The sequence below is a fragment of the Verrucosispora sp. WMMC514 genome (assembly GCF_027497295.1).
GTDB classification, from domain to species: domain Bacteria; phylum Actinomycetota; class Actinomycetes; order Mycobacteriales; family Micromonosporaceae; genus Micromonospora; species Micromonospora palythoicola.
The window spans coordinates 542,716-567,251 of sequence record NZ_CP114906.1 but is presented as its reverse complement, the minus strand read 5'-3'; the positions used below and the strand labels follow the sequence as shown (position 1 = coordinate 567,251).

Below are 24,536 nucleotides of genomic sequence, written 5' to 3'. Positions count from 1 at the left end.
GAGCCCAGCATGGGTGCGACAGATCCGGGCACGGCCCGGGAAGAGGCGGAGCGGCTGGTCGCCACTCTGCTGGCCACCGTGCGGATGGCCGCCGCCAACCCGGCGGCGGTGCCGCTGGGCCCGCTCGGCGGGATCGTGACCGGTGTCCTCGGTCACAACGACGCCCCGGGGGCCGCGTCCGGTGGCACCGGGGGCGGTTTCGCCACCGGCGCGGCCGAATGCTGCGTCTGCCCGGTATGTCGGGGCATCGCCGCGTTGCGCGACCCGAGCCCCGAATTCGCCGAACGACTGGCCACCGGTGCCGGGGACCTGGCCGCTGGCCTGGCCAGTTTCCTGCGCGCCTTCGGCTCGGCCGGTTCGACCGCCGAACCGGCGCCCGGCCCCGCCGCCGAGTCCACCGCCACCGCGTCCGCCGACCCGTACGGCGACCACGTGTGGCGCGAGGCCACCCGGACCGGGCATGATTCTCAGCCGGCACCGGAGCGGGACGTCTGGTCCGCCGCGACCCGGGTGGAGGACGTCGCCGTCCCGACCGCCGTGCCCGTCGACGCCGCCGGGCCGGTCGCGCCGGCCGGACGCCGGGCGTCGACCGAGCGTCGCGTGGTGCCCGCCTCCCGGGTACCCGACGGCGAGCCCGCGCCGGGTGACGAGCCCGCACCGGACGGCCGTACCGTGCCCGGCGGGCGGCAGGACGCACCAGGCGACGGGGCCTGACCACGGACGACCCGCACCACCGGCGAGGGCAGGTGTGCGCGGGTGGCACAGCAGAGGGGAGTGGCGGCGGTGACGCTGACCATCGGAGTCGACGTCGGTGGCACCAAGGTGGCCGGCGGTGTCGTCGACGACACCGGCACGGTCCTCGTGCAGACCCGACGGGACACCCCCGCCGACGACGTCGGCAAGACCCGCGACGTCATCATCGAACTGGTCGCCGAACTGGCCGCCGGCCACGACATCCAGGCGGTCGGCATCGGCGCGGCCGGTTGGATCGACGCCAGCCGTTCCACCGTGCTCTTCGCCCCCAACCTGGCCTGGCGTGACGAGCCGCTGCGGGCGTACGTGAGCGCGGCGGTCGGGCTGCCGGTCATCGTCGAGAACGACGGCAACGTGGCGGCCTGGGCGGAGTTCCGCTACGGCGCCGCCCGCCACGCCGACGACTCGATGGTCATGTTCACCATCGGCACCGGCGTCGGCGGTGGCATCGTGCTCGGCGGCGGGCTGGTCCGCGGCGCCCACGGCATCGCCGCCGAACTCGGCCACATGCTCACCGTCCCCGACGGCCACCAGTGCGGGTGCGGCCGGCTCGGCTGCATCGAGCAGTACGCCAGCGGCAGCGCCCTGGTCCGGTTCGCCCGGGCCGCCGCCCGGCAGGAGCCGCACCGGGCCGCCGCCCTGCTGGAGTTGGCCGACGGGGAGGCCGAGGCGATCACCGGCCCGATGGTCACCGCCGCCGCCAAGGGCGGCGACCCCGTCTCGGCCGAGGCGTTCGCGCAGGTCGGCCGCTGGCTCGGCACCAGCCTGGCGGACATGGCACAGATCCTCGACCCGCAGATCCTGGTCGTCGGCGGTGGCGTCATCGACGCCGGCGACCTGTTGATGGGCCCCACCCGTCGCTCGTTCACCGAAGCGCTGGCGCAACGCAGCCGACTGCCGGTGGCCGAGATCCGGCCGGCCGAGCTCGGCAACTCCGCCGGCGTCATCGGCGCCGCCGACCTGGCCCGGCGGATCTGACGGTGACCTCGACACCACACCCCGTGACCGAGCACGGGGTGCCGCTGCGGGTGCTGTCGTACAACGTCCACGGCCAGCGCGACGACACCGCCGCGCTGGCCGCGGTGGTGCGCGCGGCGGCGCCGGACGTGGTCATCGTCCAGGAGGGACCGCGCCGGTTCCGGTGGCGGGAGAAGTCGGCCGCGCTGGCCGAGTCGTTCGGTCTGGTGGTCGCCGCCGGCGGCCTACCGTCGCTGGGCAACCTGCTGTTGACCAGCCTCCGGGTACGCGTGACCGGCACCCGGTGCCGGCGCTTCCCGCTCACCCCCGGCCGGCACCTGCGCGGCGCCGCGTACGCCGACTGTCGGGTGGGCACCTCCGCCCGGTTCACGGTGGCCGGGTCACACCTGTCCACCGACCCGGCGGAGCGTCCCGGTCAGGCCGAGCTGTTCAAGCGGGACCTGGCCGCCGCACCGCATCCGGTGATCGCCGCCGCCGACCTCAACGAGGAGCCGGGCGGGCCGGCGTGGCACACCGTCGCCGACGGGCTGACCGACGCGGCGGTGGCGGCCGACCGGGCCGACCGGCTCACCTACTCGTGCGCGGACCCGCGCCGGCGCATCGACGCGCTGTTCGTCGACGCGCGGATCACCGTGGTCGACTACGACGTGGTGGACACCCCGCTGGCCCGGCGGGCCAGTGACCACTTCCCGGTCCTGGTCGACCTGCTGCTGCCCACCACCGCCTGACATCGGCCGTTCGCCGGGCTGGACATCCCGCTCCGTTGTGGAGAGGATTTCGCGCGACCCGGCACTCGTGCCGAGACGAAGGAGATCCCCCGGTGCCCACCTCCACCGAGCCCGGCCGGCCAGATCCGGAGACGACCACGCTCGCCCGCGGCCCCGACGGCCGTCCGGTCTCCGACCGGGGCGACACCGTCTGCGTCATCGGTGCCGGTGCCAGCGGCCTGACCGCCGTGAAGAACCTCGCCGAGCACGGCTTCGGGGTCGACTGCTACGAACGGGAGACCGGCGTCGGCGGCGCCTGGAACTGGCGGCACGACCGCAGCCCGGTGTACGCCAGCACCCACCTGATCTCGTCGCGGCCGTTCACCCAGTTTCCCGACTTCCCGATGCCCGACGACTGGCCGGACTACCCGCACCACGGTCAGTTGCTGTCCTACTTCGAGCGCTACGCCGACCACTTCGACCTGCGCCGGCACATCTGGTTCGGCACCGAGGTGGTGCGGGTCGAGCCGGTCGGCGACGAGCGGTGGGACGTCACCACCCGCAGCACCGGCGGTTACGGCCCCGAGCGCACCTCCCGGTACGGCGCCGTGGTGATCGCCAACGGGCACAACTGGTCACCGAAGCTGCCCCGCTACGAGGGGCTTGAGCAGTTCCGTGGCGAGGTCATGCACGCCTCGTCGTACAAGGACTCGGCGCAGCTGCGGGGCAAGCGGGTGCTGGTGGTGGGTGCCGGCAACACCGGCTGCGACATCGCCGTGGAGGCCGCCCAGCAGGCGTCGCGGTGTTGGCACTCCACCCGTCGCGGCTACTGGTACGCGCCGAAGTACGTCTTCGGTCGCCCTGCCGACCAGGTCAACGACCTGCTGCTGGCGCTGCGGGTACCGCTGCGGGTCCGGCAGTGGCTCTACCACCGGACGCTGCGACTGACCGTCGGTGACCTGACCCGCTTCGGCCTGCCGAAGCCGGACCACCGGGTGTACGAGACACACCCGATCGCCAACAGCCTGCTCGTGTACCACGTGGGCCACGGCGCGATCACCCCGGTACCGGACGTCGCGCGCTTCCACCCGCACTCGGTGGAGCTCACCGACGGCCGGCAGCTCGATCCGGAACTTGTCGTCTTCGCCACCGGCTACCTGCCCCGCTTCGAGTTCCTCGACGGCAAGCTGCTCGGTGACGACGAGGGGGTGGGTCGGCCCCGACTGTGGCTCAACGCCCTCGTACCGGACCATCCCACGCTCGCGGTGACCGGGTTGGTCCAACCGGACTCCGGCATCTTCCCGCTGGCCCACTGGCAGGCCGTGCTCTTCGCCCGGTTGCTGCGGGCACGCGTCAGCCGTCCGGAGCGGGCCGCCGCCTTCGCCGCCCGGGTACGCGCCGGGGCGGGTGAACGCTATTCGGGACAGGTGAAGGACTCCACCCGGCACTGGTTCGAGGTCGGGCACGCCGACTACCTGCGCGCGCTGGAGCGCGCCCTACGCGAGCTGGAGAGCAAGTGACCGAGCGGGTGATGCGCGGCTGGGAGTGGGCGCGGCCGGTGTGCCCGGTCCGGCGTGAGGTGCTCAGCGCCGTCCCGGAGTTGGAGGAGGGGCGACCGCCGCTGCTGTTCGTGCCGGGCTTCGGCCATGGTGCCTGGGCGTACGCGGAGAACTGGCTCGGACATGTCGCCGCCCGTGGCTTCAGCGCCTACGCGATGAGCCTGCGCGGGCACGGCGGCAGCGCCCCGGCGCCGGAGGCGACCCTGCGGGCGTACGCCCACGACGTGGTCCAGGTGGCGGCCAGCTTGCCGCGGCGGGCGGTGCTGGTGGGGCACGGCGCCGGGGCCCTGGTGGTCGCGCACGCCCTGGCCCGCTATCCGGCGAAGGCGGCGGTGCTGGTGGCGCCGGTCTTCGGGGGTTGGGCGACGCTCGGCACCGCGTTGCGCCGCAACCCGCTCGGCACCCTGCCGGCGGTCTTCGGCGCCGGGTTGCGGCTCAACCGCAGGCAGCTGTTCAGCGCAGAACTGCCCGAGACCGACGCTCGGCGGCACACCGGGCGGCTGGGGCGGGCGGCCCGGCGGGCCCAGTGGCAGCTGTTGACCGGCGCCGATCCGGAGCCGGCGGTGGGCGATCCGCCGGTGCTGGTGCTGGGTAGCCCGGACGACCGGGTGGTGCCGGCGGCGGCGCTGACCCGGGCCGCGCGGCGGTACGGTTCGGCTCCGCTGCTCTTTCCCGGCATGGGGCACGACCTGATGCTCGACGCCCGGTGGCGGGAGCCCGTCGACGCGATCCTCGACTGGCTGATCAAGGAACCGGGCCGCGACGACCTCGGCTGAGGTCGTCGCGGGCGTGGCCCGACAGCCGGTCTCAGCCGCCGCCGAGATGGGCGAGCATCGAACCGCTCTGGTCCAGAGTGGACAGGTAGGAGCGGGCCCAGGCCCGGATGTCGTGTTCGTGCAGGTACGCGCGCATGGACCGCATCCGTTCCCGGACGTCGGCGGGGTCGGCCCGCACCGCCGCGAGCAGTCCCTGCTTGAGCCCCTCCAGGTCGTGCGGATTGACCAGGTACGCCTGCGGCAGCTCGGCGGCGGCCCCGGCGAACTCGCTGAGCAGCAGCGCGCCGGTGTCGTCGACCCGGGCGGCGACGTACTCCTTGGCGACCAGGTTCATGCCGTCGCGCAGCGGGGTCACCGCCATCACGTCGGCGACCCGGTAGAGCGCGGCCAGCTCGGCACGGTCGAACGGCTGGGTGAGGTAGTGGATCGCGGGCTCACCGACCCGGCCGAACTCCCCGTTGATCCGCCCGACCTCCCGCTCCACCCGGTCCCGCAGGATCTGGTACTGGCTGACCCGCTCCCGACTGGGCACCGCCACCTGCACCAGCACGGTGTCGCGGACCTTGACGTGCCCGCCGGCCAGCAGCTCGCTGTACGCCTTGAGCCGCTGCTCGATGCCCTTGGTGTAGTCCATCCGGTCGACGCTGAGGATCACCTGCTCGGGGCTGCCCAGGTCGTGGCGCAGTCGGCGAGCCCGGTCGGCCACGTCCGGGCGGTCCGCCAGCGCGGCCATCTCGACGGTGTCGATCGACACCGGGAACGCGCCGATGCGCACCACCCGGTCGTCGATCCCGATCCGTCGGTCGGTGGCCGGCAACCCCAGCACCTTCGTCACCAGCTGGGCGAAGTTGTGCGCCGCCTGGGCGCGCTGGAAGCCGACCAGGTCGGCGCCGAGCATCCCGCGCAGCAGCTCGGCCCGGCGGGGCAGCTGCATGAACAGCTCCGGCGGCGGGAAGGGCACGTGCAGGAAGAAGCCGATGCGCAGGTCGGGTCGCAGCGTGCGGAGCAGCCCCGGTACCAGTTGCAGGTGGTAGTCCTGCACCCAGACCACCGCGCCGGGCTCGGCGACCTGCGCGGTGGCCTCGGCGAACCGCTGGTTGACCCGGAGGTAGGCGTCCCACCAGCGCCGGTGGTGTTGCGGCTGCTCGACCGCGTCGTGGTAGATCGGCCAGAGGGTCGCGTTGGCGAAGCCCTCGTAGTGGTCGCGCAGGTCGTCGCCGCTGAGCGGCACGGAGTGCATCCGCACCCCGTCGATGTCGGGCAGTTCGGGCGCGGGACCGGTCCCACCGGCCCAGCCGACCCAGGTCGCGGGGGTGTGGCGGAGCAGCGGGTGCAGCGCGCTGACCAGCCCACCGGGGCTGCGCCGCCACTCGCAGGCACCGTCGGGTGCCACGCTGTCGTCGATGGGTAGGCGGTTGGCCACCACCACGAGGGAACTCTGTCGCATCTCGGGCATTCCGATCAGCAGGGGAGTGACCGCCACGAGGAAGGAACAACCGGGCAGTCGGCGGGTGACGTGACGTACTGCGGTATTCCTACTGACAGTAAGTTACACCACTGTTACGCGCCTCGGCACGGGCGGCCGCCGTCCCGGTATCCGGACGGCTACCCTGCGCGCCGGCTCAGACCACGGCGCCGTCGTCCGGGTCGCGGTCGTCGGCGTCGCCGGGCCGCAGCCGCCACACCAGCGTGACGAAGCCGGCGAGGATGCCGGTGAAGCCGAGCAGGGTGACGACGCCCTGGTCGGCGGGGAGCAGATCGGGGAAGAGGAACAGCACGAAGCCGAGCAGCACGGCGAGGATGCCGGCCAGCGCGAACTTCGACACGCGGGGAAGCGGCGGTGGCGGCGGCGGCACGTAACGCTCGTCGTCGTCCGGGTCGTCGGGCAGCTCCGACCCGAAGGTGTCCAGGCCGTCCAGCAGCGACGGGCCCTCACCGTCGCGGGGCCCACGCCCGACCGACACGCCGGAGATGTCGGCGGCCCACGGCAGCCGGCGTACGTCGGTGGCGGTCGGGCCGGGCTCGTCGGTGCCCGGCCGGGTGGCGGTGGCCGTGCCGCCCCGCCCGGCCGGGTCGTCCACGTTCTCGGCGGCGGGCCACGGATGGTCGCCGGTGTCCGGCGAGGTGTGGAATCCGGCGACGATCCGTTCCCACTCGGCGTCGATGTCCGGCTCGGCGCCGACCCGGGCGTCGCCGGTCTCGTCGGCGAGCTGGCTGAGGTAGTCCCGGGCGGTGCTCAGGTGCGAGCGGTCCACGTAGAGCCGGTCCACCGGCCGGGACGGCACGGTGGTGGTGCGGGTGACCGGGTTCAGGTCGGCCGACGGTTGCAGGTAGGCGGCGATCCCGCCGGCGGCCAGCACGTCGAGCAGGTGCTCGCCGACGCGCGGATCGACATCACCGGCGATGGCGTACTCGCTCGCGTCGAGACCGTTGTCCCGCCGTCCCCGGCGGGCCCCACCCGCTGACACCGACCATCCTCCTCATCGCGCCACCGGCGCGCCCCGCGGCCCCTCGGCGCGCCCCCGCACGCCCCGTGCCCTGAATCGTGACACGTCGAGGGTGGGTTCCGGGAGTGCCTTGTGGCGCGGCGTACGGCCGAACGCCGGCCAGGAGGTCGGTCCGACACCGAACGTGACGGGTGGTTTCGGGTCGAGCGTCCGTTGCCGCGGCTGGCCGGTGGTTCGTAGGCTCGTGCCACGATCACCCGGTCCGGCGCGGTCCGCGGTGACCAACACCTGCCGAAAGGACGCCGGTGCTCTACTGGCTGCTGAAGTACGTGCTGCTCGGCCCGCTGCTGCGGCTCATCTTCCGGCCGCGGGTGGAGGGTCTGCACCACGTACCGGCGACCGGTCCGGTCATCCTGGCCAGCAACCATCTCTCCTTCTCCGACTCGATCTTCACGCCGCTGATCGTGCCCCGGAAGGTCACCTTCGTGGCCAAGGCGGAGTACTTCACCGGCAAGGGGGTCAAGGGCTGGTTGACCAAGATGTTCTTCACCGGCACCGGCACCATCCCGGTGGACCGCTCCGGTGGCCGGGCCGCCCGTGCCGCGCTGGACACCCAGCTGACGGTGCTGCGCTCCGGTGGCATCGCCGGCATCTACCCGGAGGGCACCCGTTCGCCCGACGGTCGGCTCTACCGGGGCAAGACCGGGGTGGCCCGGCTGGCGTTGGAGAGCGGTGCGCCGGTGGTGCCGGTGGCGATGCTCAACCTGGACGAGATCCAGCCGCCGGGCCAGCTCATCCCGAACCTGGCCCGGGTACGGATCCGCTTCGGACCGCCGCTGGACTTCTCCCGTTACGCCGGGCTGGCCGGTGACCGGTTCGTCGAGCGGGCGGTCACCGACGAGATCATGTACGAGTTGATGGAGCTCTCCGGCCGGGAGTACGTCGACGTCTACGCCCAGCAGCTCAAGACCCAGCTCACCCCGACGACCGCGCCGGCCACTCCGGTCGCGGCCTGAGCCGCCCGCCCCGCGCGGGTGTGCGGCGCGGCCCGCACGTCGGTCAGGAGGCGAGCGTCCGGGCGGTGCCGGTGGGTGGATAAGCCAGGGCGAGCAGGCCCGGCGCGGCGTTGCGGTGCGCGAAGGCGCGCAACTCGGTCAGGGGCGCGCCGGCCGTCGCGTGGTCGTCGGTGGCCGCCAGTTCGCGTACCGCGAAGGTCAGCGCCAGCATCCGGTCGGTGACGTCGGGAATGCCGGCGTAGATCTCGGCGGCGGCGAGGTGCAGCTCGGCGGCGTGCCGGTGGTTGTCGTCGAACCCGGCCAGCGCGCCGGTCACGGTCCGCAGTGCCGCCTCCGACCAGGGCGTACGGTGGCCGACCCGGTCGAGCATCGCGCGTACCCGGGCCGCGGGCTTGCGCCCGGCGAGGCTGGCCGCCCAGCCGGCCGCCGCGATCCACTCCCCACTGGCCAGCGCCGGCACCGCCGTCCACGACTCGGCCAGCTCGTCGACGAGCGCGGCGGCCTCGTCGAGGCGACCCTGCACCGCCCGGCACAACGCGCCCATCGCGAGCATCGTCCAGTGCAGCCGGTGGAAGCCACTGCGCCGCGCGGTGTCCAGCGCGGCGGCCACGTCGTCGCGCGGCGGGGCCCCGTCCGGCGCCCCGTCGGCGGGCGGGCCCGGCGGCACCGGCTGGCCGCGCAGCACCAGCAGGCACGACCGCAGGCCGCGTACCTGCATGTCCCAGCTGCCGGTCGGGGTGTTCATGCAGGCGTCGGCGGCGGTGAGCAGCCGGTCGAAGTCCCCCTCGAACCAGGCCCGCGTCGCCTCGCTCGAGTAGCTGGTGGTCAGGGTCTGCCCGCTGGCGGTGCGGGCCGGGGCGGCGGCCAGCAGCGCGTCGGAGCGTACCCAGTCGCCCTCCTCGCAGACGGCGTAGGCGAGATTCTGGGTGGCCCGGGGCAACGCGAGCAGCTGACCGGTCCGGCTGGACTCCACGATCGCGTACAACTCGTCGAGTCCGGCCCGGTCGCCGGCCTGGTACCGCGCGGTGGCCGCGGTGATCCGGGCGTTGGTGCGGATCTCGGTCAGCCCGAGCCGTTCGCCGATCGCCGCGGCCGTGTCGGCCGCCGCGACGGCCGGATCACGTTCGTAGTTGAGCATGTGCAGCCGCCCCAGCTCGGCGAAGGCGTCGGCCTTCTGCGCGCTGTCCGGCAGCGGGTCGAACAGCCGTACCGCCCGGTCCAGACAGGCCAGTGCCGCCGGTCGGTCGGCGCGCAGCCACGCCGCCTGGCCGAGCAGCGTCCAGGCCCGCGCCGCGCACGCCTCGTCGCCGTACGCGAGCAGCCGCTCGGCGAGCGCCTGCACCTGCTCCGGCCCACCGCCGGAGAGGAACGCGTTGCCGTCGCGGTGGAACGAGATCTCAGTGCTCAACAGCTCCAACTGGAGCCGGCCCACCGGATCGGAGTCGTCGGCCAGACCGAGCGCCCGGGCCGCGTGGCCGGCGGCGGCGTCCAGCCCGTGCAGCGCGTACGCCCGGCGGGCCGCCCGGTGCAGCGCGGCCCGGGCCGGCGCGGCGTAGCGGTTGGTCTCCATGCCCAGCGAGCGGGCGATCTCGTGCGCCGCCCAGCGGTGGTGCGCCAGCACCTCGGCCAGGTCGGTGTCCCGACTCTGTGACAGGGTGTCCAACCAGTCGGCGGTGCGATCGTGCCGGGCCACCCGCTCGGTCCGGGGCAGCCGCTGGTAGCACACGTCCCGGACCAGGACGTGTCGGAAGCGGTACTCCGGCTGGCCGGCCATCGTGGAGGTGGTCTGCTCGTGGACGAAGTCCCGCTGTTCCAGCCGACGCAGGGCACGCTCGACGGACTCGACCGGCTGGCCGACGGCGGCGGCCACCGCGCCCGGCCAGAACTGCACCCCGACCACGGCGGCGGCCAGCAGCACCGCCCGGTCCTTGGCGTCGAGCAGGTCGACCCGGTTGGCGATGACCGCGTGCACGCTCTCCGGCATCGGCAGGTCCAGGTGCTTCTCCAGCGACCAGCCACGGCCGGACTGTCGCAGCGCCCCCTGCTCGATCAGCATCCGGACGTACTCGTGGGCGTAGAGCGGATTGCCGCCGGCCACCTCCACCAGCGGGGTGAGCAGGTCGGCGGAGAACGCGGCCTGGCCGAACATGTGCGCGTACAACGCGGCGATGCCGGTGTCCCGCAACGGCGGCAGGGCGATGGTGACCGAACCGGTGATGGTCCCCGCCCAGCTCGGATCCCGGTCGACGAGTTCCGGGCGGGCGGTGCACAGCAGCAGCAGCGGCACGTCCCGGGCCGCCGCGCCCAGCAGCTCCACGAAGCGCAGCATCGGATCGTCGGCCCAGTGCAGATCCTCGAAGACCAGCACGGTGGGGCGACGGCCCGCCAGGGCCAGCAGGAACCGCCGCCACGCCGACTCCGCCTCCTCCGCCGGCAGCGGGTTACCGGCCAGCCCGACCAGCGGACGCAGCGCGTCGGCCACCCGGCCCCGCTCGGCGACACCGACCAGCTCGCCGACGGCGGCGGCCAGCCGTTGCGCGGCGCTGGCCGCCGGATCGGTGTCGAGGATGCCCGCCTCGGCCTTGACGATGTCGGCGAGCGCGGCGAACGTGACGTTCTCGCCGAACGGTGGACACCTGCCGATCCGCCAGGTCAGCGGCTCGTCCACCAGCCGGCCGGTGTGCCGGTGCAACTCGCGGACCAGCCGGCTCTTGCCGATGCCGGCCCGGCCGAAGACGGTCACCACCTGGGGTCGGCGGTCGCGCAGGCTGCGGTGCAGGGCGTTGACCAGCATGCCCAGCTCGTGTTCCCGGTCGATCAGGGGAGTGGTGTCCGGTTCCCGATCGGTGGGCTGCTGACGTACCGCGGACCGGGCCAGCCATACCTCGGTCGGTGCCGACCGACCGCGCAGGGTGACCGGGGGTTGCTCGTCGTACCGGATGGTGTCCCGGGTCAGCGCGTGCGTGGCGCCGTCGACGAGCACCCCGCCCGACGGCGCCGCCGACTGCAACCGCGAGGCGGTGTTGACCACGTCGCCGGCGACGATCGCCTGCCCACCGTCGCGGGCGGCGGCCACGTCGACGAGCGCCTCACCGGTCGCCACCCCGACCCGGAAGCGCAACCCGTCGGTGCCGGTCGGGGTGAACCGGGTCAGCACCCGCTGCAACTCCAACCCGGCCCGCACACACCGCAACGCGTCGGTCTCGGTGGCCACCGGCGCACCGAACAGCGCCATCACCGCGTCGCCGATGTACTTCTCCACCACCCCGCCGTACTGGCCGACCACCCGGCGGGCGGCGGAGAAGAAGCCGGTCTGCATGCCCCGGACCAGCTCCGGGTCGGCCCGCTCGACGTACGGGGTGAAGTCGATCAGATCGACGAAGAGCACGCTGACCCGGCGGCGATCCTCCTGGTTCAGGGCACCGGGTCGGTCGGTGCCGGCCCGGGGCGCGCCGCAGGAGGTGCAGAAGGCCACGTCCGGCGCGAGCGGGCGCAGGCAGTGCGGGCAGACGGCACCGAGTTCCGCGCCGCAGCCACCGCAGAAGCGGTCGCCCTCGGCGGCGGTACGTCCACAGCGGTCACACTGCGCGGCGATGACACCCTCCAGTGGCAGGCCCCCGACCCCCCGGGGCGCAGCATCGAGTATCGCTGTCGGACGCACTGTCGGGTACCGGGCTGTTGGCTTGTGGACACTCAGCCGGGCAGTTCACCACGCTTCGGAACGGCTAGATTCAGGCAGCCGATTCGTTGACCGCTGATCAGGGGGACAGCTCCATGGTGTACGTGATGCTGAAGAGTGACTGGACCGACGGAAACGGGGTCGCCCACTCCGCCGGAGACTCGGTGGACGTGGACGCCGCCACCCTCGCGCAGCTCCAGGCCCAGGGGATCGTCGGCGAGGTGCCCGGCGGTGGCAAGGACGGTACGGACTGGGTCGGACCGGGTGGGACGGACTGGGTCGGACCGGGCAGCACCAAGCCCTGACCGAACGCGCGTGGGCGGGGCCGGGACGTATCGTCCCGGCCCCGCCTCGGTCTTCGCCGCCGCGTTCGGTGCGGGGCCGCTCAGCGCTCGTTCATGCCGGCGCGGCGGCGTAGCGCGGGCACGTCGGTGACCACGATCCGCCGACCCTCGGTGCGCAGCCAACCCCGGCTGGCGAACGACCCGATCGCCTGGTTGACGCTCTGCCGGGACCCGCCGGCCATCTCGGCGAGCTGGCTCTGGTTCAGCTCGATGGTGATCATCGGGGCCTGGCTCTCGCCGGCGAGCCGGACCAGCGTCTTGGCCACCCGGCCGGGCAGATCGAGGAAGACGTGGTCGGCGTTCTGCTCGGTCAACCGGCGGATCAACGCACCGAGGGAGCGCATCACCGCGTCGAGGATGCGCGCGTTCGAGTGCACCAGCTCCATGAAGGCCGGCCGGGACAGCGCCAGCGCGGCGGTGTCCTCGATCGCCTCGGCCGAGGTCGAGCGGGTCGAGGCGTCCAGCAGGGAGACCTCGCCCAGCACGTCCGGCGGTCGCATCACGGTCAGGATCGCCCGCTCGCCGGTGGGCGCGGTCCGGAACACGGCCACCGCGCCGCGCCGCAGGATGATCAGCGACTCGCCCGGGTCGTTCTCCACGAACAGCAGCTGACCCTTGCGGTAGGTGCGGGGCACCGCCGCGGCGACCACCCGCTGGCGTACCTCCGGCTCGAGCCCGGCGAACATGTCAACGCCGGTGAGCGCGTCGCCCGGCTCCGGCAGGCGCATCTCCACGGCCCCACCCCTCCCCGGTCAAGGACCCCAACTCGCTCACCGGGTGAGCCTGAAGGCCCTGACGAGGTGATCCGACACCCGTTCGGCGTCCGGCAGCGGTAACACATCAGATCATGACGGTCCGGTCGCGTGCTGTACACCCCTCAAATCACTTCCGTGACCGGTTCGAGCTGGGCGTGACCTCGGTGCGGGGCCATGGAAGCGCTCCCGGTGTCGCCGACCCGATCGACGGCCCCCGGTGACCGTCGGCGAGGATGGTGGCGATGGCCTACCGCTACTTCTACGACTGCGAGTTCATCGAGGACGGCCGGACCGTCGAACTGGTCTCGATCGGCGTCGTCGACGAGCACGGCCGCGAGTTCTACGCGGTCTCCACCGAGTTCGACGCGTCCCGCGCGGTGCCCTGGGTGCGTCGCAACGTCCTGGACAAGCTGCCCTCCCCGGCCGACCGGGCGTGGCGGTCCCGCGAACGCATCCGCGACGACCTGTACGAGTTCCTGGTCGAGCCGATCCGGGACCGGCCCGGCGAGGAGGTGGAGCTGTGGGCCTGGTACGCGGCGTACGACCACGTGGTGTTGGCGCAGTTGTGGGGCGCGATGCCGGCGCTGCCCCGGGAGATCCCCCGGTACACCAAGGAGTTGCGGCAGTTGTGGGACGACCGGGGGCGGCCTCCGCTGCCCAACGCCGCGGCGGCCCGACACGACGCGCTGGTCGACGCCCGGCACAACCTGGCCCGGTGGCGGGCGATGACCGGTTCGTGAGATCCGGTGATTCGGTGGTTTGACCGGGGCCGTCGCGGGCACCGGTTCGCCGAAGGGGCCGAGGCGAGGGAGTTGCCGGCGTGGGCAGGCGCAGGGGAGTACCGACGTGATCGGCGGCCGGCGGGCCCGGGCCCGGATCACCGAGCTGATCCGGGCCGCGCGGATCTGCGTCATGACCACGATCTCCCTCGACGGTCGGCTGGTGGGCCGGCCGATGGTGCTGCAACGGGCGGAGTTCGACGGGCAGTTGTGGTTCTTCGCGTACACCGGCTCGGCGACCGTCCGCCAGCTGCGGGTGAACCCGGAGGTCGAGCTGGGCCTGTACGACCCGCGGGCGCAGGTCTGGGCCTCGATCACCGGCAGTGCCCGGGACGACCACGACCAGGCCCGCGCCGAACGACTGTGGCATCCGGGGCTGGCCGCCTGGTTTCCGGACGGTCCGGCCACCGCCGGTCTCACGCTGGTCGGCGTGCACCCGACGGCCGCACGGTGCTGGGACGCCAGCGGTGAGCAGGTCGAGCTGATCGGCCCGGTGTGCGCCGCGCCCACCGGTGGGTCGCCGGCCGATCGCCGGGAGGACGGCTACTGACCGGTAGTGGGGCGCGGTGTGCGTCGTACCGGGCGGCGACTACAGTTCGTAGGGACGGCCCGCCCCGGGCCGGCAACGGTGCCGAGGTCCGCGCTGACACATATCCTGGGGCTTGATCGGGCTTGACCAGATGCTCCCCAGGAGGATGAGCAGATCATGCGTATCGGCGTGCTCACCGGCGGCGGCGACTGCCCGGGTCTCAACGCGGTCATCCGGGCGGTGGTCCGTAAGGGCGTCGCCAGCTACGGCCACGAGTTCGTGGGTTTCCAGGACGGTTGGAAGGGCCCGCTGGAGGGCTTGTCCCGTCCGCTCGGCATCGCGGAGGTCCGCGGCATCCTGCCCCGTGGCGGCACGATCCTCGGCTCCTCCCGGACCAACCCTTTCAAGATCGAGAACGGCGTCGAGCGGATCAAGGACAACCTGGCCGCGCAGGGCGTCGACGCGCTCATCGCCATCGGCGGTGAGGACACCCTCGGCGTCGCCACCAAGCTGCACGAGCTGGGCGTCAACGTCATCGGCGTGCCGAAGACCATCGACAACGACCTCGGCGCGACCGACTACACGTTCGGGTTCGACACGGCCGTCAACATCGCCATGGAGGCGATCGACCGACTGCACACCACCGCCGAGAGCCACCACCGCACCCTGGTGGTCGAGGTGATGGGTCGGCACGCCGGTTGGATCGCCCTGCACGCCGGTCTGGCCGGCGGTGCCAACGTGATCCTGCTTCCCGAGCGGAACTTCGACGTCGAGCAGGTCGCCGGCTACGTCGAGAAGCGCTTCCAGCACCAGTACGCCCCGATCGTCGTGGTCGCCGAGGGCGCCCAGCCGCTGGAGGGCCAGATGGTCCTGCAGAACCAGGAGCTGGACGCGTTCGGGCACGTCCGGCTCGGTGGCATCGGCCAGTGGCTGGCCGAGCAGCTGGAGGCCAAGACCGGCAAGGAGGCCCGCACCGTCGTGCTCGGCCACATCCAGCGCGGCGGCACCCCCACCGCGTTCGACCGGGTGCTCGCCACCCGGCTGGGCCTGCAGGCCATCGACGCCGCCCACGAGGGCGACTGGGGCAAGATGGTCGCGATGCAGAGCACGAACATCGTCCGCGTCCCGCTCGCCGACGCCACCGCCGAGTTGAAGACCGTGCCGCTGGAGCGGTACGCCGAGGCCGAGGTCTTCTTCGGTAGCTGATCGTCGCGCCGGCGTCGCGGTCGGGCCTCGGGCCCGCCGCGACGCCGGCCCACGAAGGGGGTACGCCAGGTGTCAGCCGAGGTGCACACCGTCGCGGTGATCGGTGCCGGCAAGATCGGTGAGCTGGTGCTCTCCGGGCTGCTGCGGTCCGGCTGGCCGGCGGACCGGCTGCTGGCCACCGCCCGCCGCCCGGCCCGCGCCGAGGAACTGGCCGCCCGCTACGGCGTACGGGTGGTGGACAACCTCACCGCGGTGGACGAGGCCGAGGTGCTGGCCGTCGCGGTGAAGCCGCAGGACGCCGCCGCGCTGCTGGACGAGATCGGCCCCAAGGTGCCAGCCGGCAAGCTGCTGGTCTCGCTCTGCGCCGGCCTGCCGAGCAGCTTCTTCAGCCGCCGGCTGCCCGAGGGCACCCCGGTGGTGCGGGTGATGACCAACACCCCGGCCTTGGTGGACCAGGCGATGACCGCGATCTCGGCCGGCGCGCACGCCACCGGTGAGCACCTGGCGCTGGCCGAGGAGATGTTCAAACCACTGGGCGCCACGATCCGGGTACCCGAGACCCAGCAGGACGCGGTGACCGCCCTGTCCGGTTCCGGCCCGGCCTACTTCTACCTGCTGGTCGAGGCGATGACCGACGCCGGCATCCTGCTCGGCCTGCCCCGCCAGGTGGCGCACGACCTGATCGTGCAGACCGCGATCGGCTCGGCGGTGATGCTGCGCGACTCCGGTGAGCACCCGGTCAAGCTGCGCGAGGCGGTCACCTCGCCCGCCGGCACCACCATCTCCGCCATCCGCGAGTTGGAGAACCACGGCGTCCGCGCCGCCCTGCTGGCCGCCCTCGAAGCCGCCCGCGACCGCGCCCGCGAACTAGCCACCCAAGCCGAATAACCCACCCACCCCACCCCATTCCCTTCGGCGTTGATCATGAGGTTGGCGGTAGCTTGAAGATCGACTACTGCCGCTAACCTCATGATCAACGGGGGTGGACGGCGAATTGCGGTGCGGGGTCGTTCCGGTGATCGGGGGTGGCGCATACTGGCGCGGTGTTCACTCTCGCCCAGGCCCGGCACCTGGTAGCCACCCTGCATCCCCGGATCGAGGAACTGATCCGGGTCCGGGCCGACCTGGCCGAGTTGCAGGCCGACCTGGCCGGCCACGGGCTCAGCGCACTCGGTGGTCGGGCAGAGGTCAAGGGCCTGGAAGCCCGGCTGTACGCGGTCCTCGACGAGATCCAGCAGCACGGCATCGAGGTCAAGAGCGTGGCACCGGTGCTGCTCGACTTCCCGGGTGAGCGCGAAGGGCGACAGGTGCTCTGGTGCTGGCTGGAGGGGGACACCGACGTGCGCTGGTACCACCGCGCCGACTGCGGCTTCGCCGGCCGCCGCCCGATCTGACCCTGCCCTGGCCGGAATCCGCGGCGCTCGTCGTCGTGCCGAACCGGTCGCTGCCGGTTCCGCGACGATCCTGCGGGCGTAGCCTCGGCCGGTAGTGGCCGGCCGGGGAACCGCCGGTCGGTGCCGAGAGGCGAGGGCGGCTAGTCTCTGCCGGTGAGTGGAGTGCGGCGGGCGAGTGTGGACGACGCCCGGGAACTGGTCCGGTTGCGAGCGGTCATGTTGGGTGCGATGGATGGCGCGCCACCGGAGCCCGGCGAATGGCAGCACACCGCCCTGCGTACGCTCCGGCGGCAGCTGCCGGATCCGGAGGCCGATCTCGCCGCCTACGTGGTGGATGCGCCGGGCCGACCGGGGACGCTTGCCGCCTGTGCGGTCGGGGTGGTCGACCTGCGGCTCGGCGGGCCGGCGGATCCGAGTGGCCGGTCCGGGTACGTCTTCAACGTGGCGACCGATCCCGCGTACCGTCGTCGGGGCTTCTCGCGGGCCTGCCTGGGCGCGCTGCTCGGCTGGTTCGCCGAGCGCGGCGTGCGCACGGTGGACCTGAAGGCCAGTCCGGAGGGCGAGCCGCTCTACCGGGAGCTGGGCTTCCGTCCCACGTCGATGGCCGGGATGCGGCGAGGTGGGCGCTGATGTTCGCCCTTGCGTTGGGTGCGGATGCCGAGCTGCGGCCGCTGAACCCGTGGCACGCCGAGGAGTTCCTGGGCAATCTGGACCGGGCCCGGGAGCACATCGCGCCGTGGGTGTCGCCGTCCTTCGTGGCCACCGACCTCGCTGGGGCGCGGCACGTGCTCCAGCGTTACGCCGACCGGTGGGCCCGCGACGACGGCGGCATCTGGGGTATCTGGTCGGGCGGCACCCTGGTCGGCGGGGTGCTGCTGGTGTCGCTCAACGCGGCGTCCGGGGTGTGCGAGGCGGGCTGCTGGCTGGAACCGGCCGTCGAGGGGCGGGGGCTGGTGACCCGGGCGGTCGAACGGCTCATCGACTGGGTGCTCGTCGAGCGCGGGCTGCACCGCGTCGAGTGGCGCACCAACGCCGGCAACGTGCGCAGCATCGCGGTGGCCCGCCGGCTGGGCATGCGCCGCGACGGTGTCCTGCGGGAGACGTTGCCGGGGCCGCAGGGCCGCGTCGACCTGGAGATCTGGTCGGTGCTGGCGCCCGAGTGGCGGGCCCGGCGTGCCGCCACCGGGTCGCACTGAGTGCAACGGCAGCCGGGTCAGCCGGCTTCCGCGAGGGCGGCGCGCAGCACGCCCGCGCCGGCCGGGGCTTCCTGTTCCACGTTGGCGGGGTCGGCGGAGTAGATGACGCCGTAGGCGGGGGTGTCCGGCTGGAAGCGCCGACTGTCGGCGAGCGTGCCCGCGTCCACCGTGTCGTAGCCGATCCGGTCCAGAAACTCGGTCACGGTGGCCTTGGCCTCGGGGTCGTCACCGGCGATCGGCAGCGCGCTGCGGTCGGCGGTCTCGCCGGGCCGGGCCAGGGTGAGCAGGTGGGCGAAGAAGATGTTGTTGAACGCCTTCACCACGCGGGACTGCGGCAGGTGACGTTGCAGCAGCTCGCCGCTGGTGATTGTGCCCTCGTCCAACTCGGGGATCTGACCGTCCCGCTGCGGGTAGTAGTTGTTGGTATCGATGACGACCTTGCCGGCCAGCGGCTCGACCGGCACCGAGCGGTACGACTTGAGCGGAATGGTGACCACCACCAGGTCACCGGCGCGGGCCGCGGCGTCCGCGGTGCCGGCGCTCGCCTGCGGCCCCAATTCGTCGACCAGGTCGGTCAGGGTTTCCGGCCCGCGTGAGTTGCTCAACACCACGTCGTACCCGGCGTTCACGGCCAACCGCGCCACCGTCCCGCCGATATGCCCGCTGCCGATCAACCCCACCGTCGCCATACTGACCCCCTCCACCGACCCACCTCGCTCCGCCGTTCCACCCACCGGCTCGTCGATCATGCAGTTTTTGTCGGTCCAAAAGTGTGCGAAAGCCCATAAAGGGCGACCACAAGGCTCTCCGGTCGGGTGTGAGGGGGTGGGTGGGGGTGCTGGCTGTTAGGCGGGGAGGGTCTTGTCGATGGTGGTGCGGAGGGTGGGGTCGTCGGGGGTGACGGTGGGGGCGAAGCGGGCGGCGACGGTGCCGTCGGGAGCGACGAGGAACTTCTCGAAGTTCCAGCGGACGTCACCGGTGTGCCCGTCGGCGTCGGCGGTGTCCACCAGGGCCGCGTACAGCGGGTGGCGGTCGGGGCCGTTGACGTCGACCTTCTCCGTGATCGGGAACGTGACCCCGTAGTTGACCTGGCAGAACTCGCTGATCTCCGCCGCGCTGCCCGGCTCCTGACCGGCGAACTGGTTGCACGGCACGCCGAGCACGGTCAGCCCACGGTCGGCGTACTCGTCCTGCAGGGCCTGCAGGCCCGCGTACTGCGGGGTGAGGCCGCAGCGGGAGGCGACGTTGACGATCAGCAGGGCGCGTCCACCGTACTGGGCCAGGTCGGCCGGGCCGCCGGCGAGCGCACCGATCGGAATGTCGAAGACGGTCATGCCCCGGAGGCTACCGCCGTACCGGTGATCGCGGGCGCGGCGGGTGGGGTGTGGTTACCGAGTGGTATCCGGCCCTCGGCCGGCGGTGATGTCGATCTGGCTGTCCGGGGCAATCGATACATGGACATCTTGACGAAGTGGTGGCGTGTGAGTAGCGTCTCCTCATCCTTTTGGAAAGTTTCCTAACTGTTTGGAGACGCCACATGAAGAGATCGCTTCGCCGGGCCCTCTGGGTCGGCGCCGTGGTCGCGGTGACCGTCGCCACGGTCCCGATGGCCTCGGCGTTCGGCGCCGGAAGCGTGACCGCCTCGTTCACCCGGGTGTCGGACTGGGGAACGGGGCACGAAACGCGGGTCACCATCACCAACGGGTCGGACGCCAGCGTCAGCACCTGGCGCATCGAGTTCGAGCTGCCCTCGGGCACCAGCATCGGCAGCTCCTGGGACGCCGACGTCACCCGCAACGGCAACCGCTATGTGGCGGTCAAGAAGAGCTGGGCCGGTGCGCTGGCCCCGGGCGCCTCCTTCAGCTGGGGCTACAACGGCACCGGCGGGTACCGGGCGCCGCTGAACTGCACGATCAACGGCGCCTCGTGCGGCGGTGGCACGCCGCCGCCCACCACCGCACCGCCCACCACCACCCCACCCACGACCACGCCACCGACGACCACCCCGCCGACCACCACGCCCCCGACCACCACGCCCCCGAACCCGGGTGCGCAGAAGGTGGTCGGCTACTTCGCCCAGTGGGGCGTCTACGCTCGCAACTACCACGTGCGGAACATCCACACCAGCGGCTCGGCGTCGAAGCTGACCCACATCCTGTACGCCTTCGGCAACACCACCGGCGGCCGGTGCACCATCGGCGACAGCTACGCCGACTACGAGAAGGCGTACACCGCCGCGGACAGCGTGGACGGCGTCGCCGACACCTGGGACCAGCCGCTGCGCGGCAGCTTCAACCAGCTGCGCAAGCTCAAGAAGATGTACCCGCACCTCAAGGTGATCTGGTCGTTCGGTGGCTGGACCTGGTCCGGCGGCTTCACCCAGGCCGCACAGAACCCGACCGCCTTCGCCGAGAGCTGCTACAACCTGGTCGAGGACCCGCGCTGGGCGGACGTCTTCGACGGCATCGACATCGACTGGGAGTACCCCAACGCCTGCGGTCTGACCTGTGACGCCAGCGGCCCGAACGCGTTCAAGAACGTGGCCAGCGCGCTGCGTGCCCGGTTCGGCTCGAACAACCTGGTCACCGCCGCGATCACCGCCGACGGCAGCAACGGCGGCAAGATCGACGCGACCGACTACGCCGGTGCCGCCACGCACCTCAACTGGATCATGCCGATGACGTACGACTACTTCGGCGCCTTCGCCCCGCAGGGCCCCACCGCCCCGCACTCGCCGCTGTACTCGTACTCCGGCATTCCGCAGCAGGGCTTCTGGTCCGACGCGGCGATCCAGAAGCTCAAGAGCAAGGGCATCCCGGCCAACAAGCTGCTGCTCGGCATCGGCTTCTACGGCCGGGGCTGGACCGGGGTCACCCAGTCCACGCCGGGCGGCACCGCGACCGGGCCCGCGCCGGGCACCTACGAGCAGGGCATCGAGGACTACAAGGTGCTCAAGAACACCTGCCCGGCCACCGGCACCGTCGGCGGCACGGCCTACGCCAAGTGCGGCAGCAACTGGTGGAGCTACGACACCCCGTCGACCATCGGCGGCAAGATGACGTACGCCAGGAACCAGGGCCTCGGTGGCGCCTTCTTCTGGGAGCTCTCCGGTGACACCGGCAACGGTGAGCTGATCAGCGCCATCAAGGGCGGCCTCGGCTGAGCCGACGGTCGACGCACCACCCACACGACGGGGAGGGGCCCCGCACCGGCCCCTCCCCGTCCGGTGTGCCCGGGGTCGATCTCGATGCCCGGACGGCGGTGTGACAGACTCGCCGCTCGACCATGTCTCGATGTCCGCCATCGAGGGAGGTGACGATGCGGGTCACGAACCGGCGTCCGGCGGGTACCGCCGCGCTGCTCGCCAGCCTGCCGTTCGCACTGGTCGGCTGTGGTTTCGTCGGCGGTGAGCCCGAGGCGGAGCAACCCGGACGGGCACCGGCCGAGGAGGCCGTGCTGAAGTCCCGCGAGCGGGTCCAGGCGTACCTGGACGCGATGGCTGCCAAGGACGTGGCGGCCGGTCGCAGCCAGCTCTGCGCGGTGCTGCACGAGGCGTTCGACGCCGCCGCCACCGAGCCGAACGGCGACTTCGCCGACCACTTCGAGGTGTCGAAGTCCGAGATCACCGACATCCGGCCCGGCCCGTCCGGGCAGGAGGTCAGCACCGCGGTCACGGTGACCGTCGGCAAGAAGAAGGCGACCCGTCCGCTGCTGTTCACCGTCACCCGCGACGGGCTCGACTGGTGCATCTCCGACGAGCGGCCCGGCGGGCACAGCCCCGCCCCGGCGCCCACGCCCTGACCTGCGCCACCGTCGAGGGTCGTCCATCTGCCGGAACCCGGCCCCTCGCCGGTCGCCCACCCGGCTGGTCGCCGTACGCTGAATACCATGCGCCATGAGTGGCATCAGTTGAGTCATCCCGCCGTGGGCAGCCCGGTGCTGCAGACCAGCCGCCCGACCGTCGACTCCGCCGAGGACGAGGCTTTCGGCCTGGACCGCTGGCGGGAGCTGCCGCGCGCCCAGACCCCACCCTGGCCCGACGCGGCCCAGGTCGCCGAGGTCTGCAAGGTGCTCGACACCGTGCCGTCGGTGGTCGCCCCGTACGAGGTCGATCAGTTGCGCCAGCGCCTGGCGCTGGTCTGCGAGGGCAAGGCGTTCCTGCTCCAGGGCGGTGACTGCGCGGAGACGTTCGCCGACAACACCGAGAGTCACCTGCTGGCCAACGCCCGCACCCTGTTGCAGATGGCGATCGTGCTGACCTACGGCGCGTCGTTGCCGGTGGTGAAGGTGGCCCGGGTGGCCGGGCAGTACACCAAGCCCCGGTCGCTGCCGACCGACGCCCGGGGCCTGCCGGCCTACCGCGGCGACATGATCAACTCACTGGAGACCACGCCGGAGGCGCGGGTCGCCGACCCGCAGCGCATGATCAGGGCGTACGCGAACTCGGCCGCCGCCATGAACATGTTGCGGGCCTACCTGGCCGGCGGGCTGGCCGACCTGCACGCGGTGCACGACTGGAACAAGGGCTTCGTGCGCAACTCGCCGGCCGGGGAGCGGTACGAGGCGATCGCCCGGGAGATCGACCGGGCCCTGGCGTTCATCCGCGCCTGCGGGATGACCGACGACGAGGCGTTGCGTACGGTCACCCTGTACTGCTCGCACGAGGCTCTCGCGCTGGAGTACGACCGGGCGTTGACCCGGGTCTCCGGCGGCCGGCCGTACGGGCTGTCCGGGCACTTCCTGTGGATCGGTGAGCGCACCCGGCAGATCGACGGCGCGCACATCGACTTCATCTCCCGCATCGCCAACCCGATCGGGGTCAAGCTCGGCCCGACCACCACTCCGGACGAGGCGATCGAGCTCTGCGAGAAGCTGAACCCGGACAACGTCCCCGGCCGGCTCACCCTGATCAGCCGGATGGGCAACCACAAGGTCCGGGACGCGCTGCCGCCGATCGTGGCCAAAGTGACCGCCGCCGGCGCCAAGGTGGTGTGGCAGTGCGACCCGATGCACGGCAACACCCACGAGTCGTCCAACGGCTACAAGACGCGTCACTTCGACCGGATCGTCGACGAGGTGCTGGGCTACTTCGAGGTGCACCGTGGCCTGGACACCCACCCGGGCGGCCTGCACGTCGAGCTGACCGGCGAGGACGTCACCGAGTGCCTCGGCGGTGCCCAGGGCATCGCCGACCTCGACCTGCCCGATCGCTACGAGACCGCCTGCGACCCCCGCCTGAACACCCAACAGTCACTGGAACTGGCCTTCCTCGTCGCGGAGATGCTCCGTGGCTGAGGTTGCGAGCCCCGCAGTCGGCGGCCGAAAGGACTACAGTGCCTGATCCGATCGACCTGCGTTCGGACACGGTGACCCGGCCCACCGCCGCGATGCGGCAGGCGATGGCCGGTGCCGAGGTGGGTGACGACGTCTACGGCGAGGACCGGACGGTCAACGCCCTGGAGGCCGAGGTCGCCGCGATGTTCGGGCACGAGGCGGCGTTGTTCTGCCCGACCGGGTCGATGGCCAACCAGATCGCGCTGCAACTGCTGGTGCCGCCCGGCGCGGAGCTGCTCTGCGACGCCGACGCGCACGTGGTCACGTACGAGATGGGGGCGGCCGCCGCGTACGGTGGCGTCACCTCGCGGACCTGGCCCCCGGTGGGCGCCGAGCTCGACGCGGACGTGGTGGCCGCCATGGTGCGTCCGGACGGCTACTGGGCGGTGCCCACCCGCGCGATCGCGGTGGAGCAGACCCACAACCGTGGCGGCGGCGGGGTGATTCCCCTGGACACGCTGCGTGAGCTGCGCCGAATCGCCGACGCCGGGCAGGTGGCGCTGCACTGCGACGGTGCCCGGATCTGGCACGCCCACGTCGCCGACGGCGTGCCGCTGACCACCTACGGCGCGTTGTTCGACACCCTGTCGGTCTGCCTGTCCAAGGGGCTCGGCGCACCGGTGGGTTCACTTGTCGTCGGCTCCGCCGACCGGATCGAGCGGGGCCGGTTGATCCGCAAGCGGATGGGCGGTGGGATGCGCCAGGCCGGCATCCTGGCCGCCGCCGGCCGGTATGCGCTGGCCCACCACATCGACCGGCTGGCGGACGACCACGCGAAGGCGGCCCGGCTGGCGGAGGCGATCGCCCCGATCGGGGTGCTGGCCGCCACGGTACGCACCAACATCGTCCCGCTGGACCTGACCAAGGCTCCGCTGGACGCACCCACGCTGGCCGCCGCCGCCCGCGCCGAAGGCGTACTGATCTCGGTGCTCGGCCCCCACACGGCCCGCCTGGTCACCCACCTCGACGTCACCGACACCCAGATCGACCAGGCCGCCACCACCCTCACCCAAATCCTCCGCCACTAACCGGCACCCCCCACCCTGCCCTGTTGATCATGAGGTTAACGGCGATCTCGATCTCC

General features: G+C 72.4%; 24 protein-coding genes. 18 read left to right on the top strand and 6 right to left on the bottom strand.

Features of this window, described 5'->3' with window-relative positions; genetic code table 11:
* The first annotated feature begins 9 nt into the window (after positions 1-9).
* The 5 genes from O7597_RS02450 (at position 10) to O7597_RS02430 (ending at position 4,773) form a co-directional block, all read left to right on the top strand.
* Positions 10-714 carry a hypothetical protein gene (locus O7597_RS02450; RefSeq protein WP_281581906.1) on the top strand — a complete coding sequence of 235 codons (705 nt, stop codon included), beginning with the start codon at positions 10-12 and terminating at the stop codon, positions 712-714.
* A gap of 69 nt (positions 715-783) precedes the next feature.
* Entirely contained in the window at positions 784-1,731 is a 948-nt protein-coding gene (locus tag O7597_RS02445; RefSeq protein WP_269738665.1) for an ROK family glucokinase, read from the top strand.
* Positions 1,732-1,754: 23 nt separating this feature from the next.
* Positions 1,755-2,459, top strand: a complete 705-nt coding sequence (locus O7597_RS02440) for an endonuclease/exonuclease/phosphatase family protein (protein WP_281583360.1) — start codon at positions 1,755-1,757, stop codon at positions 2,457-2,459.
* 92 nt (positions 2,460-2,551) lie between these two features.
* On the top strand, positions 2,552-3,958 hold the full coding sequence (locus O7597_RS02435) for an NAD(P)-binding domain-containing protein (RefSeq protein ID WP_269737523.1): 1,407 nt from the start codon (positions 2,552-2,554) through the stop codon (positions 3,956-3,958).
* Positions 3,955-4,773 carry an alpha/beta fold hydrolase gene (locus O7597_RS02430; protein WP_281581905.1) on the top strand — a complete coding sequence of 273 codons (819 nt, stop codon included), beginning with the start codon at positions 3,955-3,957 and terminating at the stop codon, positions 4,771-4,773. The genes O7597_RS02435 and O7597_RS02430 overlap by 4 nt, the downstream gene beginning before the upstream one ends.
* A gap of 31 nt (positions 4,774-4,804) precedes the next feature.
* Here O7597_RS02430 and O7597_RS02425 read toward each other — a convergent pair whose 3' ends face one another.
* Positions 4,805-6,220, bottom strand: coding sequence for a trehalose-6-phosphate synthase (locus tag O7597_RS02425; RefSeq protein ID WP_269737521.1), 1,416 nt, complete (start codon positions 6,218-6,220; stop codon positions 4,805-4,807).
* A 175-nt stretch (positions 6,221-6,395) separates the two neighbouring features.
* On the bottom strand, positions 6,396-7,241 hold the full coding sequence (locus O7597_RS02420) for a DUF308 domain-containing protein (RefSeq protein ID WP_269737520.1): 846 nt from the start codon (positions 7,239-7,241) through the stop codon (positions 6,396-6,398).
* A gap of 284 nt (positions 7,242-7,525) precedes the next feature.
* Between O7597_RS02420 and O7597_RS02415 the strand changes: the two genes are divergently transcribed.
* Positions 7,526-8,236, top strand: a complete 711-nt coding sequence (locus O7597_RS02415) for a lysophospholipid acyltransferase family protein (RefSeq protein WP_269737519.1) — start codon at positions 7,526-7,528, stop codon at positions 8,234-8,236.
* Positions 8,237-8,279: 43 nt separating this feature from the next.
* On the opposite strand, the gene O7597_RS02410 is transcribed toward O7597_RS02415, so the two are convergent.
* Positions 8,280-11,897 (bottom strand): adenylate/guanylate cyclase domain-containing protein, encoded by a 3,618-nt coding sequence (locus tag O7597_RS02410; RefSeq protein ID WP_281581904.1) that lies wholly within the window; start codon positions 11,895-11,897, stop codon positions 8,280-8,282.
* Positions 11,898-12,022: 125 nt separating this feature from the next.
* Between O7597_RS02410 and O7597_RS02405 the strand changes: the two genes are divergently transcribed.
* The gene (locus tag O7597_RS02405) at positions 12,023-12,220 is read left to right on the top strand and encodes a hypothetical protein (RefSeq protein ID WP_269737517.1); all 198 of its coding nucleotides are present in this window, start codon (positions 12,023-12,025) and stop codon (positions 12,218-12,220) included.
* An 80-nt stretch (positions 12,221-12,300) separates the two neighbouring features.
* Here O7597_RS02405 and O7597_RS02400 read toward each other — a convergent pair whose 3' ends face one another.
* Complete coding sequence (locus tag O7597_RS02400) at positions 12,301-12,993, bottom strand: Crp/Fnr family transcriptional regulator (RefSeq protein ID WP_164449224.1); 693 nt, start codon at positions 12,991-12,993, stop codon at positions 12,301-12,303.
* 263 nt (positions 12,994-13,256) lie between these two features.
* Here O7597_RS02400 and O7597_RS02395 point away from each other — a divergent pair, with 263 nt between their 5' ends.
* The 7 genes from O7597_RS02395 (at position 13,257) to O7597_RS02365 (ending at position 18,118) form a co-directional block, all read left to right on the top strand.
* The gene (locus tag O7597_RS02395) at positions 13,257-13,754 is read left to right on the top strand and encodes a polyadenylate-specific 3'-exoribonuclease AS (protein WP_269737516.1); all 498 of its coding nucleotides are present in this window, start codon (positions 13,257-13,259) and stop codon (positions 13,752-13,754) included.
* Positions 13,755-13,860: 106 nt separating this feature from the next.
* A complete protein-coding gene (locus O7597_RS02390) occupies positions 13,861-14,343 on the top strand; it encodes a pyridoxamine 5'-phosphate oxidase family protein (RefSeq protein ID WP_281581903.1) in 483 nt (160 codons plus the stop codon).
* A gap of 156 nt (positions 14,344-14,499) precedes the next feature.
* Positions 14,500-15,528, top strand: coding sequence for a 6-phosphofructokinase (locus O7597_RS02385; RefSeq protein ID WP_093401195.1), 1,029 nt, complete (start codon positions 14,500-14,502; stop codon positions 15,526-15,528).
* 69 nt (positions 15,529-15,597) lie between these two features.
* Complete coding sequence (gene proC / locus O7597_RS02380) at positions 15,598-16,416, top strand: pyrroline-5-carboxylate reductase (protein WP_281581902.1); 819 nt, start codon at positions 15,598-15,600, stop codon at positions 16,414-16,416.
* Between the two features lie 155 nt (positions 16,417-16,571).
* The gene (locus tag O7597_RS02375) at positions 16,572-16,922 is read left to right on the top strand and encodes a DUF2203 domain-containing protein (protein ID WP_164449354.1); all 351 of its coding nucleotides are present in this window, start codon (positions 16,572-16,574) and stop codon (positions 16,920-16,922) included.
* A 153-nt stretch (positions 16,923-17,075) separates the two neighbouring features.
* Complete coding sequence (locus tag O7597_RS02370; protein ID WP_269737513.1) at positions 17,076-17,552, top strand: GNAT family N-acetyltransferase; 477 nt, start codon at positions 17,076-17,078, stop codon at positions 17,550-17,552.
* The gene (locus O7597_RS02365; protein ID WP_281581901.1) at positions 17,552-18,118 is read left to right on the top strand and encodes a GNAT family protein; all 567 of its coding nucleotides are present in this window, start codon (positions 17,552-17,554) and stop codon (positions 18,116-18,118) included. The genes O7597_RS02370 and O7597_RS02365 overlap by 1 nt, the downstream gene beginning before the upstream one ends.
* Positions 18,119-18,135: 17 nt before the next feature.
* Here the strand turns inward: O7597_RS02365 and O7597_RS02360 are convergent, their stop codons facing one another.
* Together O7597_RS02360 and O7597_RS02355 are read right to left on the bottom strand one after the other, a co-directional pair.
* Positions 18,136-18,807 (bottom strand): NAD(P)-binding domain-containing protein, encoded by a 672-nt coding sequence (locus O7597_RS02360; protein ID WP_281583359.1) that lies wholly within the window; start codon positions 18,805-18,807, stop codon positions 18,136-18,138.
* A gap of 156 nt (positions 18,808-18,963) precedes the next feature.
* Positions 18,964-19,452: a glutathione peroxidase gene (locus O7597_RS02355; RefSeq protein WP_281581900.1), complete on the bottom strand. Its 489-nt coding sequence runs from the start codon at positions 19,450-19,452 to the stop codon at positions 18,964-18,966.
* A 203-nt stretch (positions 19,453-19,655) separates the two neighbouring features.
* On the opposite strand from O7597_RS02355, the gene O7597_RS02350 reads away from it, so the two are divergent.
* The 4 genes from O7597_RS02350 to O7597_RS02335 all read left to right on the top strand — a co-directional run bounded on the left by O7597_RS02350 (position 19,656) and on the right by O7597_RS02335 (position 24,480).
* Positions 19,656-21,281, top strand: coding sequence for a glycosyl hydrolase family 18 protein (locus tag O7597_RS02350; protein WP_269737510.1), 1,626 nt, complete (start codon positions 19,656-19,658; stop codon positions 21,279-21,281).
* Positions 21,282-21,436: 155 nt separating this feature from the next.
* Positions 21,437-21,919 carry a hypothetical protein gene (locus O7597_RS02345; protein WP_269737509.1) on the top strand — a complete coding sequence of 161 codons (483 nt, stop codon included), beginning with the start codon at positions 21,437-21,439 and terminating at the stop codon, positions 21,917-21,919.
* An 87-nt stretch (positions 21,920-22,006) separates the two neighbouring features.
* Entirely contained in the window at positions 22,007-23,413 is a 1,407-nt protein-coding gene (locus tag O7597_RS02340; protein WP_269737508.1) for a 3-deoxy-7-phosphoheptulonate synthase class II, read from the top strand.
* Positions 23,414-23,451: 38 nt separating this feature from the next.
* Positions 23,452-24,480 (top strand): GntG family PLP-dependent aldolase, encoded by a 1,029-nt coding sequence (locus tag O7597_RS02335; protein WP_281581899.1) that lies wholly within the window; start codon positions 23,452-23,454, stop codon positions 24,478-24,480.
* The last annotated feature ends 56 nt before the right edge of the window (positions 24,481-24,536 follow it).

Excerpts from the sequence above, each read along its gene's own strand:
- O7597_RS02450 (WP_281581906.1), top strand. The coding sequence starts at position 10 with ATGGGTGCGACAGATCCGGGCACGGCCCGGGAAGAGGCGGAGCGGCTG.
- O7597_RS02425 (WP_269737521.1), bottom strand. The coding sequence starts at position 6,220 with ATGCGACAGAGTTCCCTCGTGGTGGTGGCCAACCGCCTACCCATCGAC.
- O7597_RS02405 (WP_269737517.1), top strand. The coding sequence starts at position 12,023 with ATGCTGAAGAGTGACTGGACCGACGGAAACGGGGTCGCCCACTCCGCC.
- O7597_RS02395 (WP_269737516.1), top strand. The coding sequence starts at position 13,257 with ATGGCCTACCGCTACTTCTACGACTGCGAGTTCATCGAGGACGGCCGG.
- O7597_RS02385 (WP_093401195.1), top strand. The coding sequence starts at position 14,500 with ATGCGTATCGGCGTGCTCACCGGCGGCGGCGACTGCCCGGGTCTCAAC.
- O7597_RS02365 (WP_281581901.1), top strand. The coding sequence starts at position 17,552 with ATGTTCGCCCTTGCGTTGGGTGCGGATGCCGAGCTGCGGCCGCTGAAC.
- O7597_RS02360 (WP_281583359.1), bottom strand. The coding sequence starts at position 18,807 with ATGGCGACGGTGGGGTTGATCGGCAGCGGGCATATCGGCGGGACGGTG.
- O7597_RS02355 (WP_281581900.1), bottom strand. The coding sequence starts at position 19,452 with ATGACCGTCTTCGACATTCCGATCGGTGCGCTCGCCGGCGGCCCGGCC.
- O7597_RS02350 (WP_269737510.1), top strand. The coding sequence starts at position 19,656 with ATGAAGAGATCGCTTCGCCGGGCCCTCTGGGTCGGCGCCGTGGTCGCG.
- O7597_RS02345 (WP_269737509.1), top strand. The coding sequence starts at position 21,437 with ATGCGGGTCACGAACCGGCGTCCGGCGGGTACCGCCGCGCTGCTCGCC.
- O7597_RS02340 (WP_269737508.1), top strand. The coding sequence starts at position 22,007 with ATGCGCCATGAGTGGCATCAGTTGAGTCATCCCGCCGTGGGCAGCCCG.